The sequence below is a fragment of the Variovorax sp. Varisp46 genome (genome assembly GCF_059491885.1).
Genome location: NZ_CP168515.1, coordinates 5,390,081 through 5,405,473 on the forward strand (window position 1 = coordinate 5,390,081; position 15,393 = coordinate 5,405,473).

Annotated in this window: 12 protein-coding genes; all 12 read left to right on the forward strand. The window is 66.4% G+C overall.

The features are described from left to right. Positions 1-64 precede the first annotated feature (64 nt). Positions 65-1,258, forward strand: coding sequence for a fumarylacetoacetate hydrolase family protein (locus ACEN9N_RS25565; RefSeq protein ID WP_007831861.1), 1,194 nt, complete (start codon positions 65-67; stop codon positions 1,256-1,258). A 140-nt stretch (positions 1,259-1,398) separates the two neighbouring features. Continuing rightward, complete coding sequence (gene tssA / locus ACEN9N_RS25570) at positions 1,399-2,496, forward strand: type VI secretion system protein TssA (RefSeq protein WP_495654805.1); 1,098 nt, start codon at positions 1,399-1,401, stop codon at positions 2,494-2,496. A gap of 84 nt (positions 2,497-2,580) precedes the next feature. Next, the gene (tssB, locus tag ACEN9N_RS25575) at positions 2,581-3,150 is read left to right on the forward strand and encodes a type VI secretion system contractile sheath small subunit (RefSeq protein WP_007831857.1); all 570 of its coding nucleotides are present in this window, start codon (positions 2,581-2,583) and stop codon (positions 3,148-3,150) included. A gap of 24 nt (positions 3,151-3,174) precedes the next feature. Then, entirely contained in the window at positions 3,175-4,683 is a 1,509-nt protein-coding gene (gene tssC, locus ACEN9N_RS25580) for a type VI secretion system contractile sheath large subunit (RefSeq protein ID WP_007831855.1), read from the forward strand. A gap of 47 nt (positions 4,684-4,730) precedes the next feature. After that, entirely contained in the window at positions 4,731-5,213 is a 483-nt protein-coding gene (locus ACEN9N_RS25585) for an Hcp family type VI secretion system effector (RefSeq protein ID WP_007831853.1), read from the forward strand. A gap of 124 nt (positions 5,214-5,337) precedes the next feature. After that, positions 5,338-6,201 carry a type VI secretion system accessory protein TagJ gene (locus ACEN9N_RS25590; protein ID WP_495654806.1) on the forward strand — a complete coding sequence of 288 codons (864 nt, stop codon included), beginning with the start codon at positions 5,338-5,340 and terminating at the stop codon, positions 6,199-6,201. Positions 6,202-6,209: 8 nt separating this feature from the next. Beyond that, complete coding sequence (gene tssE, locus ACEN9N_RS25595; protein ID WP_042673168.1) at positions 6,210-6,737, forward strand: type VI secretion system baseplate subunit TssE; 528 nt, start codon at positions 6,210-6,212, stop codon at positions 6,735-6,737. Beyond that, positions 6,737-8,608: a type VI secretion system baseplate subunit TssF gene (gene tssF, locus ACEN9N_RS25600; RefSeq protein WP_413314903.1), complete on the forward strand. Its 1,872-nt coding sequence runs from the start codon at positions 6,737-6,739 to the stop codon at positions 8,606-8,608. The genes tssE and tssF overlap by 1 nt, the downstream gene beginning before the upstream one ends. Then, positions 8,605-9,777: a type VI secretion system baseplate subunit TssG gene (tssG, locus tag ACEN9N_RS25605; RefSeq protein WP_007831838.1), complete on the forward strand. Its 1,173-nt coding sequence runs from the start codon at positions 8,605-8,607 to the stop codon at positions 9,775-9,777. Before tssF ends, tssG begins: the two co-directional genes overlap by 4 nt. Further along, entirely contained in the window at positions 9,774-12,521 is a 2,748-nt protein-coding gene (gene tssH / locus ACEN9N_RS25610) for a type VI secretion system ATPase TssH (protein ID WP_495654807.1), read from the forward strand. The genes tssG and tssH overlap by 4 nt, the downstream gene beginning before the upstream one ends. A gap of 14 nt (positions 12,522-12,535) precedes the next feature. Then, positions 12,536-14,914, forward strand: coding sequence for a type VI secretion system Vgr family protein (locus ACEN9N_RS25615; RefSeq protein WP_413333085.1), 2,379 nt, complete (start codon positions 12,536-12,538; stop codon positions 14,912-14,914). Next, complete coding sequence (locus tag ACEN9N_RS25620; protein WP_413333083.1) at positions 14,911-15,390, forward strand: DUF3592 domain-containing protein; 480 nt, start codon at positions 14,911-14,913, stop codon at positions 15,388-15,390. Before ACEN9N_RS25615 ends, ACEN9N_RS25620 begins: the two co-directional genes overlap by 4 nt. Positions 15,391-15,393 lie beyond the last annotated feature (3 nt).

Here is a 15,393-nt window from a genome sequence, read left to right on the forward strand (position 1 = left end):
TCGCCTCCCCGCTGCGCCGCTACGATGCAACGTAGCGCACACAACCTCACGGAGACACCACGCCATGCCGCTCGATCTTTCAACTTCTTCCAGCCTGCCCCGCGACGCCGAACGCGCCACCCTCGTCGGCCGCCTCTGGCAACCCGGCGTGGGCCCCGTGCTGGTGGCCGTGCACGAAGGCGGCCTGTACGACCTGTCGAGGCTCGCGCCGACCATGAGCGACCTGCTCGAAGGCAAGGAGGCGCCCGCCGAAGCCGTTCGCCGTGCATTGCGCAGCGCTCCGCGCATCGCCTCGCTCGACGAGGCCATCGCCAACAGCGACGAGAGCGCACGCGACGCCGGCAAGCCCTGGCTGCTCGCGCCCTGCGACCTGCAGGCCATCAAGGCCAGCGGCGTCACCTTCGTCGCGAGCCTGCTCGAACGCGTGATCGAGGAGCAGGCGCGCGGCGACGCCTCGAAGGCCGAGGCCACGCGCGCGGCCATCGGCGGCGTGCTCGGCGACAACCTCGCCGACATCGTGCCGGGATCGCCCGAGGCCATGAAGGTCAAGGACGTGCTGATCGCGCAAGGCGTGTGGTCGCAGTACCTCGAAGTCGGCATCGGCCCCGACGCCGAGATCTTCACCAAGGCCCCGGTGCTCGCCGCCGTGGGCACGGGTGCCGATGTCGGCATCCATTCGGGTTCAGTGTGGAACAACCCCGAGCCGGAGGTCGTGCTCGCCGTCAACAGCCGCGGCGAGACACTCGGCGCCGCGCTCGGCAACGACGTCAACCTGCGTGACTTCGAAGGCCGCAGCGCACTGCTGCTCGGCAAGGCCAAGGACAACAACGCCTCGTGCGCGATCGGCCCCTTCATCCGCTTGTTCGATGCGCACTTCGGCATCGAGGACGTGCGACGCATCACCGTCGCGCTGGAAGTCACCGGCCCTGAGGGTTTCACGCTCGAGGGTTCGAGTTCGCTGTCGAAGATCAGCCGCGATCCGCTCGATCTCGTGGCGCAGACCGTGGGCAAGCACCACGCCTACCCTGATGGCTTCATGCTGTTTCTGGGCACGATGTTCGCGCCGACACAGGACCGTCACGGGCCTGGGCAAGGATTCACCCATGTCGTGGGTGACCGCGTGCGCATTGCCGCGCCCGAACTCGGCGCCCTCGTCAATCGCGTGGTGCACGCCGATCAGGCGCCGATGTGGACTTTTGGCATCAGCGCATTGATGCGCAACTTGGGTGAACGCGGACTGCTGAGTGTGAACATGTAGACGTTCTGTTTGAGTTTTAAAAGGAGTTGTACTCCTTTGTGATTCATATGGTTCGCGTTGCAGTCTGTTGCTGTTGACCGCGCCTCTTGTTCCCCTCAAGATCGCTGCTGTTGAGAAACGGTTGAACAAGGGAGAAGAGGTTGTCGACGAGCGAGATCGATCTATTGCAGTTGCCTGTGGAAGGCCCGCTTTCCTGCGGGGAAGACCTGGAATACGACCCCGATTTCATGGCGTTGCACCAAGCAACAACAGGTAAGCGCGAGCAGCAATTCGGCTCGACGATCATCCCCGCGGAGCCGCCCGACTGGGCACGCGTGGAGCGCATCGCGAAGCAGCTGTGCACACGCACGCGGGACCTGCGCGTGCTGGTGCCCCTCACGCTGGCCTGGACCGAAAACCGTGGATTGCCGGGCTACGTCGATGGGCTGCAACTCGTCGATGCCGTGCTGCAGAAATTCTGGAACGACGTGCATCCGCGCGTCGTCGATGGCGACTTCGAAGATCCGCTGCCGCGCATGAATGCACTGGCCGCGCTGGCCGAAGCCGAGGGACTCGGGCGCAGCGTGCGCGATGCCCGGCTGCTCGAGGACGGCGGCGCATCGATGAGCCTGCGACAGGTCGAAGCCTTGCTCGATTCGAGCAAGACCGACCATCAGATCGATTACCCGGGCGGCATTGGCCGGCTGCGGGACGCGGCGCGGCGCGCGCACGAGAAAGCGGCGCCTCCGGTGGTGGCGTTGCGCGCGGCGCTCGACCTGCTGCGGCGCATTCGCGAGACCTGCGAGCGCGCGCTCGGCCAGAGCTGGGCGCCGGACTTTTCGCGGCTCGAGCGCTCGCTGCGCACCGTGGTCCAGCTGTTGCCCGAACAGGCGCAGGACGCGGCAGCCGTGGCCGGTGAAGCGCGCGTCGGCGCCGTCGCGCAAGGGGCGGGTGCTTCGGTGCCGATGGCGAACGGGGCCGCCGCGGCCACCGCCAATGGCGGCACCGGCCCGCGCACGGTGCTGGTTAAAGATATTGAAATATCGACTCGTGATGATGTGCAGGTGGTGTTGGAGAAGGCCTGCCAGTACCTGGAGCGCATGGAGCCCAGTCATCCGGCGCCCATGCTGATACGAAGAGCGCAGCGGCTGATGGACCTGAACTTCTTCCAGATCATCGAAGAGCTCGTGCCCGAGGGATTGCAAAAGATAGAGAGCCTTGCAGGACGTCCGCTGAACGCTGGGGGCAGCACGGAATAGCAAGGCGAAAGCCATCGGGAGCTCCGCGGGCCGGCAGGCCACCGGGATCGCACCCACACGCATTACAGATTCAAGAGGAAGCTTATGGCAGACAACCGTGTCAGAAACAGTGGTCAGAAGTTCATCGCGCGCAACCGCGCGCCGCGTGTGCAGATCGAATACGACGTCGAGATCTACGGCAGCGAACGCAAGATCCAGCTGCCCTTCGTGATGGGCGTCATCGCCGATCTCGCGGGCAAGCAGATCGACCCGATGCCCGACCTCGGCGAGCGCGAGTTCATGGCGGTGGACATCGACAACTTCGACGAACGCATGAAGTCCATCAAGCCGCGCGTTGCCTTCCAGGTGCCCAACACGCTCACCGGCGATGGCCAGATGAACGTCGACATCACCTTCGACAGCATGGACGACTTCTCGCCCGCGCGCATCGCCCGCCAGGTCGGTGCGCTGCAGCAGCTGCTCGAAGCGCGCACCGAGCTGTCGAACCTGCTCTCGTACATGGACGGCAAGAACGGCGCGGAGCAGCTGATCGCGCAGGCGCTGCAGAACCCCGGCCTCCTCAAGTCGCTGGCATCGGCGCCGAACCCGGCCGTGGCGAAGGCGGTCGAAGCCGCGAACGAAAAGGCCGGCGCCCCCGGCACATCTTCAGAGTAAGCGCGAGCAGCAAGGACCGCCATCATGAGCACCGCATCCAATCAGAGCGCCGCGCGCGCACCCGCCACCGTCGAAGCGCTCGAGCCGAACGAGTTCGCCGACCTGCTGCAGCGCGAGTTCAAGCCCAAGACCGACCAGGCCCGCGAGGCGGTGGAGAACGCCGTCAAGACGCTGGCCGTGCAGGCGCTGGAAAGCACCGTCACCGTCTCCAACGATGCCTACCGCACGGTGCAGGCCATCATCACCGAAATCGATCGCAAGCTCTCCGAGCAGATCAACCAGATCCTGCACCACGAGGAGTTCCAGCAGCTCGAAGGCGCTTGGCGCGGGCTGCACTACCTCGTGAACAACACCGAGACCGACGAGCAGCTCAAGATCCGCGTGATGTGCGCGTCCAAGCGCGAAGTGGCGCGCTCGCTCAAGCGCCACAAGGGCATCGGCTGGGACCAGAGCCCCCTGTTCAAGAAGATCTACGAGGCCGAGTACGGCCAGTTCGGCGGCGAGCCCTTCGGCGCGCTGATCGGCGACTTCCACTTCGACCACAGCCCGCCCGACGTCGAGATGCTCAGCGAAATGGCCAAGATCGCGGCCGCCGCGCATTGCCCGTTCATCGCGGGCGCCTCGCCCACGGTGATGCAGATGGACTCGTGGCAGGAGCTGTCGAACCCGCGCGACCTGACCAAGATCTTCCAGAACACCGAGCACACCGCATGGCGCTCGCTGCGCGACTCGGAAGACGCGCGCTACATCGGCCTGGCCATGCCGCGCTTCCTGGCGCGCCTGCCGTACGGCGCGCGCACCAACCCGGTCGACGAGTTCGAGTTCGAGGAAGAGACCGACTCGGCCGCGCATAACCGCTACACCTGGGCCAACTCGGCCTATGCGATGGGCGTGAACATCAACCGCTCGTTCAAGCAGTACGGCTGGTGCACGTCCATTCGCGGCGTGGAGTCGGGTGGTGCGGTGGAGAACCTGCCCACCCACACCTTCCCGACCGATGACGGCGGCGTGGACATGAAGTGCCCGACCGAGATCGCCATCAGCGACCGGCGCGAGGCCGAGCTCGCCAAGAACGGCTTCATGCCGCTGGTGCACCGCAAGAACTCCGACTTCGCAGCCTTCATCGGCGCGCAGTCGCTGCAGCTGCCGGCCGAGTACTACGACGCCGATGCCACGGCCAACGCGAACCTCGCGGCGCGCCTGCCCTACCTGTTCGCCTGCTGCCGCTTCGCGCACTACCTGAAGTGCATCGTGCGCGACAAGATCGGTTCGTTCCGCGAGCGCGAGGACATGGAGCGCTGGCTCAACGACTGGATCATGAACTACGTCGACGGCAGCCCCGGCACCTCGTCGCAGGACACGAAGGCAATGAAGCCGCTGGCGGCGGCGGAAGTCCAGGTGGAAGCCATCGAGGACAACCCGGGCTACTACGCCGCCAAGTTTTTTCTCCGGCCGCACTATCAGCTCGAAGGGCTGACGGTGTCGTTGCGGCTGGTTTCGAAGCTGCCATCCAACAAGAAGGACAGCAGCTAATTCAACGGTGTCCCGTAATCGGGCACATATAACTTTGGGGGTTAATCATGGCAGTAGACATGTTCATGCGCGTCGAAGGCGCAAACGGCGAATCGAAGGACTCGAACCACAAGGAGTGGACGGACATCAAGTCGTTTGCCTGGGGAGCGACGCAGCCTGGAAACATGGTCAGCGGCGGTGGCGGTGGCGTTGGCAAGGCCAGCTTCAATGACCTGCAGGTGCTCGCGCGCATCGACAAGGCGGCACCCTCCGTCCTGAAGAACTGCGCCAGCGGCAAGCACCTGAGCAAGGTCGAGGTTTCGGTGTGCAAGGCGGGGGGCTCGCAGATCGAATACACACGCGTCACGCTCGAGGAAGTGCTGGTCACCTCGGTGCAGTACACGGCAGAGCAAGGCTCCGACGCCGTGTTCGTGCAGTACGCCTTCCAGGCCGCGAAGGTGAAGCAGCAGTACTGGGAACAGACCGACAAGGGCGGCAAGGGCGCCGAGACGGTCCTGGGCTGGAACATCAAGGAAAACAGGGAATCCTGATTTCCCTTTTCCCGATGCGCGGCCCGCCCCGCGGGCCCGGCGACGTTTTCCCGACGGCCTTCGCGGCCGTCTTTTACACACTGGCCTTTCGCGCCGTGTGCCAGTCAGTCAGCGAGGAAGCTTCATGGGCGATGGGTTTGCAGTGCTGGGCGAACGCTCCGTGGCCGAGCACACCGAATGGGTACAGCGGCAGATCCGCGCCAGTCCCCAGAATGCCAGCCTGCGTCTTGCCCTGTGCCACTTTCTCGCCCTGCGCGGCGACTGGCAACGGGCCGAAGACCAGCTCAAGCTCGCCACCAAGCTCGATCCCACTTTCACGCCTGCCAGCGTCACGTGTTCGATGGCGCTTGCGGGTGAGCGCCATCGCAGCGACTTCTGGTCCGGCGGGCGCGCACCGGCCATCGTCTGCGGCAATGCGGACTGGGTCGAACAGCTGATCGCCGCCGCCGCATTGCCGGCCGACCGCGCCGATGAAGCCGCTGCTCTGCGCGAAACCGCGCGGCAGGCCGCGCCCGCATTGCACGGCGCGCTCACCAGCGTCGACCGTTCCGATTCGCGCGCTACCCAAGCGTTCGACGGCGAACCGGTGGAGCGCAGCGACTTCGCCTGGCTGTGCGACGGCGACGTGCGCATCGGCCCGGTGCTGGAGCTGCTCACGCCTTCGGGCTATGCATGGCTGCCCCTGCCCGAGGTGCGCCGCATCAAGTTCTCGCGCCCGCAGCACCTGGTCGACCTGCTGTGGGCCCCCGCCGAGCTCGAGCTGCACGACGGCCGCGCGCTCAACGGCCTGGTGCCGGTGCGCTACCCGGGCCCGCTCGAAGGGCTCGACGACGAGACCACGCTGGGCCGCCGCACCGACTGGCTGCCGCTGGCCGGCGAAGATCAGTACGCGGGCCTGGGGCAGCGCACGCTGATCAGCGAAGCCGGCGACCATTCGCTGCTCGACCTGCGGCTCATCGAGTTCGCACGGGAGGCCACCGACGCATGAGCGCCATGATGGACACCGACGGCGACCAGCAGGAAAGCGTTGCACGCGACCGCCTGCAGCCGGTGCTGCTCGATCGCCTCACCGACAAGACGCCGCAGACCCGGCAGGAGCGCGCGGGCGCCTTCCTCATGAGCGGCAGGCTGCTGCGCGACTCGGTGCTGCGCGACCTGCAGTGGCTGCTCAACACCACCAACTTCGGCGCGGACCACAACATCAACACCATGCCCCGCGCGCGCCGCTCGGTGCTGAACTTCGGCGTGCGCGGCTGGGCTGGCGGGCGCATGTCGGAGGTCGACTTCGCCGACGTCGAAGCGGCCATCCGATCGGCCATCATCGACTTCGAGCCGCGCATCATGAAGGACAGCATCGACGTGCGCTGCGTGACAGATGCCACCGACCTCGAACACCACAACCTGCTCGCGCTGGAGATTCGCGGCACGCTGTGGTCGGTGCCGTACCCGATCGAGTTCATCCTGCGCTCGGAGCTCGACCTTGAAAGCGGGCACATGGTGCTGCGGCCCACCGGAGGCCTCTGATGGATGCCAGGCTGCTTGACTACTACAACCGCGAACTCACCTACATGCACGAGCTCGGGGCCGAGTTCGCGCAGCGCTACCCGAAGATCGCGGGCCGTCTCGGCATGCGCGGCATCGAGGTCAGCGACCCGTACGTGGAGCGCCTGCTCGAAGGCTTCAGCTTCCTCACGGCGCGCATCCAGCTCAAGATGGACGCGGAATTTCCGCGCTTCTCGCAGCGGCTGCTCGAAGTGGTGTACCCCAACTTCCTTGCGCCGCTGCCCGCGATGGCCGTGGTGCAGATCGACGGCAACCTCAACGAAGGTTCGCTGAAGGCCGGCTACGAGCTGCCGCGCCACACCATCCTGCGCGGACGCATGATCAAGGGCGAACAGACGGCCTGCGAGTTCCGCACCGGCCATGCCGTCACGCTGTGGCCCATCAAGATCGCCGAGGCCGGCATCGGCCCCGTGCCGGCGGAGATCGCGCATGCCATGCCGATGGTCGCGCGGCAGGCGAAGAGCGCGATCACCATCAAGCTCGAAGCCGTGGGCGGCGCACGCTTTGCCGACATGCCGCTGGATCGGCTCGAATTCTTTCTCTCGGGCGCGGAGCTGCATGCGCTGCGCGTGCTCGAACTCGTGGCGCACCACAGCGTTGGCGTGGTTTGCCGCAGCGGGCCGGGCAGCACCGCGCGCATCGTGCCGCTCGGCGACGAGGCCGTCAGGCACGAGGGCTTCGACCCCGACCAGGCGCTGCTGCCCTACGACGCGCGCTCGTTCCAGGGCTACCGGCTGCTGCACGAGTACTTCGCGTTTCCCGACCGCTACCTGTTCTTCAGCGTGAACAAGCTGCGCGCGGCGGCCGCGGCCATGGGCGGCACCACGATGGAGATCGTGATCCTGCTCGATCGCGCCGACGCCGACCTCGAACGGTTGGTCGACGCCAAGCACTTCTCGCTGTTCTGCACGCCCGTCATCAACCTCGTGCCGCGCCGCAGCGACCGCATTCCGGTGGGACCGGGCCAGCATGAGCACCATGCGGTGATCGACCGCACACGCCCGCGCGACTTCGAGATATTCACCGTCGAACGTGTCACCGGCCACATGGCCAACGGCTCCGAAGAGCGCGAGTTCCGCCCCTTCCTCGGCTCGTTCGCGGCCGACGACGGCGACTTCGGCGCCTACTTCTCGCTGCGCCGCGAACCGCGACTGGTGTCCGACCGCGCACGCGCGCAGGGCACGCGCACCAGCTACACCGGCAGCGAGGTCTACGTGTCGCTCGTCGACCAGCACGACGCGCCCTTTCCGCACAGCCTGCGCCACATCACGCTCGACGCGCTGTGCACCAACCGCGACCTCCCGCTGCTGCTGCCGACCGGACTCGAATCGGACTTCACGCTGCGTGTGTCGGCGCCGGTGCGCGCCATCCGCATCCTGCGCGGGCCCTCGCGCCCGTACCCCGCATTGGCCGAGGGCGCGCTGACCTGGCGCCTCATCAGCCACCTGGGGCTCAACTACCTGAGCCTCACCGACGTGGATGCGGCGCAGGGCGCAGCCGCGCTGCGCGAGATGCTCGACCTATATGGCAACCTCGCCGACCCCTCTGTGCGCCGCCAGATCCAGGGCGTGCGCTCGATGGCGCTGGCGCCGGTGTTCCGCCGCCTGCCGGAGCCGGGCCCGATCGTGTTCGGGCGCGGCGTGGAGGTGGCACTCAAGATCGACGAGGTCGCCTTCTCCGGCGCGAGCCCTTATCTCTTCGGCGCCGTGCTGGAGCAGTTCTTCAGCCGGCACGTGTCGCTCAATGCCTTCACCGAGTTCGCGCTGTCCAGCCTGCAGCGCGGCGAGATCGCGCGCTGGACGCCGCGCGTGGGACGTCGGCCTGCCGTATGAGCGAAACCGGCTTCACTGAAGGAATGCAGCAGGACGCGCCGGCCGCCAGTGAAGGCGAGGTGGTGCTCGATACGGACGAGATTCGACAACACGACGTCGCGCCGCCCGTGCCCGGCACGGCGCCACGGCGCGGCGTGCCCGAGGTCGATCCGGTGCTCTGGGCCAGGCTGTTGGAGCAGCCCTTCGAGCACGACCTGTTCATGCTGCTGCGCCGCCTCGACGCGCAGGGCGACCATCCGCTGCTGGGCCGGGCACCGCGTCCGCTCGACGAGCCGCTGCGCCTCGGGCAGGAGCCCTCGATGGCGTTCGCGCCGTCGAACGTGTCGGGCGTCGATGTCGACAGCGATGGACCTCCGCGCATTTCGATCTACGGCTTCGGCCTGTTCGGTCCCAACGGCCCGCTGCCGCTGCACCTGACCGAGTACGCGCGCGAGCGCAAGCGGCATCACGCCGACGACACCCTCAGCGCGTTCGCCGACCTGTTCCATCACCGGCTGATCCTGCTGTTCTACCGGGCCTGGGCCGACGCGCAGTCGGTCAACAGCCTGGACCGTCCCGACGGCCATCGCTTCGTCGACTACGTGTCCAGCCTCATGAACATGGGGCAGCCCGGCCTGAAGGAGCGCGACCGCATCGCCGACCATGCGCGCACCTTCATGGCGGGGCACCTCGTGCGCCAGACGCGCAACCCCGAGGGCCTGATCCAGATCCTCAAGCTCTACTTCGACGTGCCCGTGCACGTCGAGGAATTCGTGAGCGACTGGGTGATGCTCGACGAGCACCAGGTCAGCCGGATCGGCCTTTCCGGCCGCAACCAGCGGCTCGGCGGCGGCGCCACCATCGGCCTGGCCGTGCGCGATGCTCAAGCCAAGTTCCGCCTCGAACTCGGGCCGCTCTCGCAGGAAGAGTTCCGCGAGTTCCTGCCGGGCAGCAAGCGGCTGCAGCAGGTGGTCGACTGGGTGCGGCAGTACGTCGGCATCGAGTTCGCGTGGGATCTGCGGCTCGTCCTGAAGAAGCAGGACGCGCACGGCATGCGGCTCAACAGCAGCCAGCGTCTCGGCTGGGGCAGCTGGCTCGGCACGCGCATGTCGGACACCGACGCGGGCGACATGGTGTTCCAGCCCGAAGCATTGTTTTCCCGTTCCGCTCCTTCTTCCATGGGTTTATGACCGACATCCGCCGCGTCTCTCTTTTCTCCAAGCTCAACCCGATGCTCTACAAGGCATTGGAGACCGCCACCGCCTTCGCCAAGCTGCGCGGCAACGCCTACGTCGAACTCGTGCACTGGCTGCACCAGATCCTGCAGCTGCAGGACAGCGACATGTTGCGCATCGTCAAGCGCGCGGGGCTGAACCTCGATGCGATCGAACAAGACCTGGTGCGCGCGCTCGACCGGCTGCCGCATGGCGCCACATCGATCAGCGACATCTCCGAACACGTCGACAACGCCGTCGAGCGCGCATGGGTCTATGCGAGCCTGCGCTTCGAGGCCACCTCCATCCGCGGTGCGTACCTGCTCGCGGGCATCATCAAGACGCCGGGGCTGCGGCAGGTGCTTTCGGGCATCTCGCGCGAGTTCGACAAGATCGTGCCCGACGTGCTGGTGGCGCAGCTCGCTGCGTGGACCGAGGGGTCGCCCGAAGACGACTTCGACGCCGCACCGAGCGCAGGCGCGGCAGGCGGCGCACCCGCGGTGGCGCACCACCAGGGCGATGGCCCCGCGGCAGGCGGCTCTGCACTCGCCAAGTATGCGAGCGACCTCACCGCCAAGGCACGCGCGGGTGAGCTCGATCCGGTCTACGGTCGCGACGACGAAATCCGCCAGATCATCGACATCCTGATGCGCCGCCGGCAGAACAATCCGCTGCTCACCGGCGAGGCCGGCGTTGGCAAGACGGCCGTGGTCGAAGGCCTGGCCTCGCGCCTCGCCGCGGGCGATGTGCCGCCTTCGCTCAAGGACGTGTCGCTGTGGGTGCTGGACCCCACGCTGCTGCAGGCCGGCGCGGGCGTGAAGGGCGAGTTCGAGCAGCGGCTGCGCCAGGTGATCGACGAGGTCGAGAAGAGCCCCAAGCCCATCGTGCTGTTCGTCGACGAGGTGCACACACTGGTCGGCGCCGGTGGCACGGCCGGCACCGGCGACGCGGCCAACCTGCTCAAGCCGGCGCTTGCGCGCGGCCGGCTGCGCACCATCGGCGCGACCACCTGGTCGGAGTACAAGAAGTACATCGAGAAAGATCCGGCGCTCACGCGGCGTTTCCAGACCATCCAGGTGCACGAGCCCACCGAGCCCAAGGCGGTGATCATGCTGCGCGGCATCTCGGCCGAACTGGAGAAGCACCACGGGGTGCTCATCCTCGATGCCGCGCTCGAGGCGGCCGTGAGCCTGTCGCACCGCTACATTCCCGCACGGCAATTGCCCGACAAGGCCGTGAGCCTGCTCGACACGGCCTGCGCGCGCGTGGCGCTGAGCCAGCATGCGCTGCCCGCCGCCATCGAAGACCTGCAGCGCCGCATCGAGGTGCTGGGCATCGAGTCGGGCATCGCGGGGCGCGAGGCCGCCATCGGCGTGGGCGAGCACCACCGCGTGGAAGACATCGCGGCGCAGGTCGCGCAGGCGCAGGCCGAACTCGAGGTGCTGGAGAAACGGCGCGTGGAAGAAAGCGCGCTGGTCGAGCGCATCGTGGCCTTGCGCAAGCAGCTCTCGCCGGCCGCGGTGCCGCAGGCGCGGGCCGAGGCATCGGACGCGCAGGAAGTGGAAGCTGCGAACGTCGATGCGGACCCCGACGCGCCACCCGCCGAACCCCAGCGCACGACCCAGGAGATTCGCGCCGAACTCAACGAAGCACAGGACAAGCTCGTGCAGCTGCAGGGCGAATCGCCGCTGATCCTCGCGGCCGTCGATGCGCAGGCCATCGCCACCGTGGTGGCCGACTGGACCGGCATCCCCATCGGCCGCATGGTGCGCGACGACGCGCAGTCGGTGCTCAGGCTCGGCGAGATCCTCTCGGCCCGCGTGGTCGCGCAGCCCGATGCGCTGGAGACCATCTCGCGCCGCATCCGCACCGCGCGCGCACGGCTCGACAACCCCAACAAGCCGGTCGGCGTGTTCCTGCTGTGCGGCCCCTCGGGCGTGGGCAAGACCGAGACCGCGCTGGCGCTGTCGGAGGCGCTGTACGGCGGCGAGCAGAACCTCGTCACCATCAACATGAGCGAGTTCCAGGAGTCGCACACCGTCTCCACGCTCAAGGGCGCCCCGCCCGGCTACGTGGGCTATGGCGAAGGCGGCGTGCTCACCGAGGCCGTGCGCCGCCGGCCTTACAGCGTGGTGCTGCTCGACGAGATCGAGAAGGCCCACCCCGACGTGCACGAGATCTTCTTCCAGGTGTTCGACAAGGGCTGGATGGAAGACGGCGAAGGCCGCCACATCGACTTCCGCAACACCGTGATCATCATGACCTCCAACGTCGGCACCGACCTGGTCATGCAGCTGTGCGAAGACCCGACCCTGCGCCCCGACCCCGAGCCGCTGGCCACCGCGCTGCGCGAGCCGCTGCTCAAGGTGTTCGCGCCGGCGCTGCTCGGCCGTCTCGTTGTAGTGCCTTATTACCCGTTGCACGCCGAGGCATTGCATCGCATCATCCGCCTCCAGCTCGATCGCATCGCGGCGCGCCTGCAGGCGAACCACGGCATTGCATTGGCTTACGACGACAGCGCCGTCGAACTCGTGGTGCGCCGCTGTACGGCCATAGAGTCGGGTGGACGGATGATCGACGCGATCCTCACGCACACGATCCTTCCGCGATTGAGCGAGGAAGTCATCGGCGCCACGGTCAGTGCGCGCAAGCTCGCCGGCGTGCAGTTGAGCGCGGCGGGCGACGATTTCCACTACGAATTTTCTGAGCACCAAGCGTAGAAAGGGAGAGCTCCATGGCCAGAGTCGTCAAAGCCCACACACCGCTCGCGGAGGACCAGTTGCTGTTCCGCTCGATGCACGGGACCGAGGGCCTCTCGCAGCTGTTCGAATTCGAGGTCGATCTGCTGAGCCCGACCGTGTCGCTCGACATGAAGTCGGTACTGGGCAAGCCGCTCACGCTCGAAATACTGACGGCAGGCCAGCCTCGTTTTCTGAATGGACAGATCGTCCGGTTCACGATGATCGGCAAGGAGGGCGGCGGTTCGCGCTATGTGGTGTACCGCGCCACCGTGCGACCCTGGCTCTGGTACCTGACGCGCACCAGCGACTGCAAGATATTCCAGAACAAATCGGTCGTCGACATCCTCGAGGAAGTTTTCGCCGACTACAACTTCGCGTTCGAGAAGAAGCTCAGCGGAACCTACCGCCAGTGGGAGTACTGCGTGCAGTACCAGGAGACCGACTTCGCCTTCGTGAGCCGGCTGATGGAGCATGAAGGCATCTACTACTACTTCAAGCACGAAAAGAATCAGCACACGCTGGTGCTGGCCGATGACATGGGCGCGCACGAGACCCTGCCGGCCTATCCGAAGATCAGCTACCTCGCGGCCGACCGCGACGCGGACCCGCTGCAGGAGGTGATCGACCAATGGCAGGTCACCGAGGAAATCCGCCCCGGCACCTACGTGGTGGACGACTACGACTTCAAGAAGTCGAGGGCCGATCTGCTGAGCATGCGCAGCCAGCCGCGCGGAAACGCACACGACACCTACGAGATCTACGAGTGGCTCGGGGGTTTCAGCGAGGCCGAGCAGGGCGAGCGCTACTCGCGCATCCGGCTCGAGGAGGCGCAATCGCAGGCCGAGCGCGACGTGGGCCACGCCAGCGTGCGCGGCATGGCGCCGGGCTACCGCTTCACCATGCAGAACTGTCCGCGGCAGGACGACAACCGGGAATACCTGATCGTGTCGGTGTCATATGCGCTGCGCGAAGGCGGCTACGACACCGGTGCGGCCGACAGCTCGTACAGCTTCGATTTCGCGGTGCAGCCGACCTCGTATGCGTTCCGCGCGCCGCGCGTGACGCCGATGCCCCGCACCAACGGACCGCAGACCGCCACCGTGGTGGGTAAGGCGGGGCAGGAGTATTGGGTCGACCAATACGGCCGCGTGAAGGTGCAGTTCCGCTGGGACCGCTACGGCAAGAGCGACGAGAACAGCTCCTGCTGGGTGCGCGTTTCCAGCGCCTGGGCCGGTTCGAACTACGGCGCGGTGAATCATCCGCGCAAGGGCCAGGAAGTGATCGTCGATTTCATCGGCGGGCACCCCGACCGGCCGATCATCATTGGCCGCGTCTACAACTCGGACCAGATGCCGCCGCTCGAGTTGCCTGCGAAGGTCACGGTGAGCGGCTTCGTGAGCCGCAGCCAGGACGGGACGCCGGCAAATGCCAACGAGTTCATCCTGGACGATGCGCCGGGTTCCGAGCTGGTGCGGATTCACGCCGAGAAGAATTTCGAGATCGATGTGGAGGCCGATGAAACCGATACGGTCGCAGGCAAGAGAACCACGACCATCGAAGGCGCGGACAACTACACCACCAACACCTCGCTGGACGAGACGATCAACGGGCCGCACACGCTGACGGTCAACAAGGGCGGGCCGCAGAAGATCACCGTCAACGGCGGCGACCAGTTCATCAAGGTGGATGGGGGCAACCAGCAGGTCGATGTCATCGGGAATCAGACCATCCATGTCACCGGCACGCGCACAGACACGGTCGACAAGGGCGAGACCAAGACCATCGGCGTGTCGTTGACGGAACAGATCAACGGCCCGCAGGGCACCACCGTCGACGGCAAGTACACGGAGAAGTCCAAGGGCAAGGACGTCACCGTGACCGGCCTCGAGACTTACCACGTCACATCGGACAGCAAACGCACCATTGGCGGCACGGAGCTGATCGACGTCACCGGCACGACGACGATCAACTCCAAGGGCAAGCTGACCATGCGCAGCACCGACGCCGATGTGGAGATCACCACCCCGACCGAGTTCAAGGTGAATGCCAACGTCATCAACCTGCATTCGGACCACAAGGACGTGAGCTACACGAACTCGCTGCACACACACGCAGGCAGCACGATCACGACGGAGGCCGAGATTTCGATCACCTCGAAGACGCCCTTCTCGTTTTCCATCGCCTACGCGAATTCCTTCACCTACGCCTCGCTGTCCGAAACCATCAATGCCGTCAGCACCAACATCGGGGGCGCCAGTTTCGACTTCAAGGTGTACAGGCTGTCGAACCGGGCACTCAACTTCGACAACGGTGCCAAGATCAAGGTCGGGGCGTTCAAGGTCATGCTCAAGGGCCTGTTCGTGTGCACATGACCGGCGCATCGCCGTCCCTGCGAATGAAGTGGCTGGGTGCGGTCCTGCTCGCGGTGGGCGCCGTTCCGATGGTGGTGCTCGCCGGCGGCCTGGGCCTGGGCCAGATGGGTGCGTGCATCGGCCTGATGCTGTTGGGGTCCTTCCTGCTGTGCGGTGGATGGGATCTCTTTCAGGTCTCGCGCCGCGAGGCGGCGAGCGAGACGCTCGACGGACGTGCGGACGGCGTGATCGTGGCGAGCGAGATGGGTGGAAGCTATAGCGATCTCAGCCCCCTGATCACGTTCACCGTGGCGTTCCGGGACGCGGCTGGCGTCCGGCACAGCGTGAGCTTGCAGAAGGTCATTCCACTTAGCGAGCTGACCCTGTACGGCATCGGTTGCGCGGTCGAGGTCCGCTATGCGCCGGATCATCCGGCACAGAGCGCCTTGATCTTTCCGGCGACCACCTCCCGTTCGCCCTCTTCTTCCTCTTCCTGAGCG

Bases quoted from the DNA above. Each gene is read 5' to 3' on its own strand.
- ACEN9N_RS25565 (WP_007831861.1), top strand. From the start codon at position 65: ATGCCGCTCGATCTTTCAACTTCTTCCAGCCTGCCCCGCGACGCCGAA.
- tssB (WP_007831857.1), top strand. From the start codon at position 2,581: ATGGCAGACAACCGTGTCAGAAACAGTGGTCAGAAGTTCATCGCGCGC.
- tssC (WP_007831855.1), top strand. From the start codon at position 3,175: ATGAGCACCGCATCCAATCAGAGCGCCGCGCGCGCACCCGCCACCGTC.
- ACEN9N_RS25585 (WP_007831853.1), top strand. From the start codon at position 4,731: ATGGCAGTAGACATGTTCATGCGCGTCGAAGGCGCAAACGGCGAATCG.
- ACEN9N_RS25590 (WP_495654806.1), top strand. From the start codon at position 5,338: ATGGGCGATGGGTTTGCAGTGCTGGGCGAACGCTCCGTGGCCGAGCAC.
- tssE (WP_042673168.1), top strand. From the start codon at position 6,210: ATGGACACCGACGGCGACCAGCAGGAAAGCGTTGCACGCGACCGCCTG.
- tssF (WP_413314903.1), top strand. From the start codon at position 6,737: ATGGATGCCAGGCTGCTTGACTACTACAACCGCGAACTCACCTACATG.
- tssG (WP_007831838.1), top strand. From the start codon at position 8,605: ATGAGCGAAACCGGCTTCACTGAAGGAATGCAGCAGGACGCGCCGGCC.
- tssH (WP_495654807.1), top strand. From the start codon at position 9,774: ATGACCGACATCCGCCGCGTCTCTCTTTTCTCCAAGCTCAACCCGATG.
- ACEN9N_RS25615 (WP_413333085.1), top strand. From the start codon at position 12,536: ATGGCCAGAGTCGTCAAAGCCCACACACCGCTCGCGGAGGACCAGTTG.
- ACEN9N_RS25620 (WP_413333083.1), top strand. From the start codon at position 14,911: ATGACCGGCGCATCGCCGTCCCTGCGAATGAAGTGGCTGGGTGCGGTC.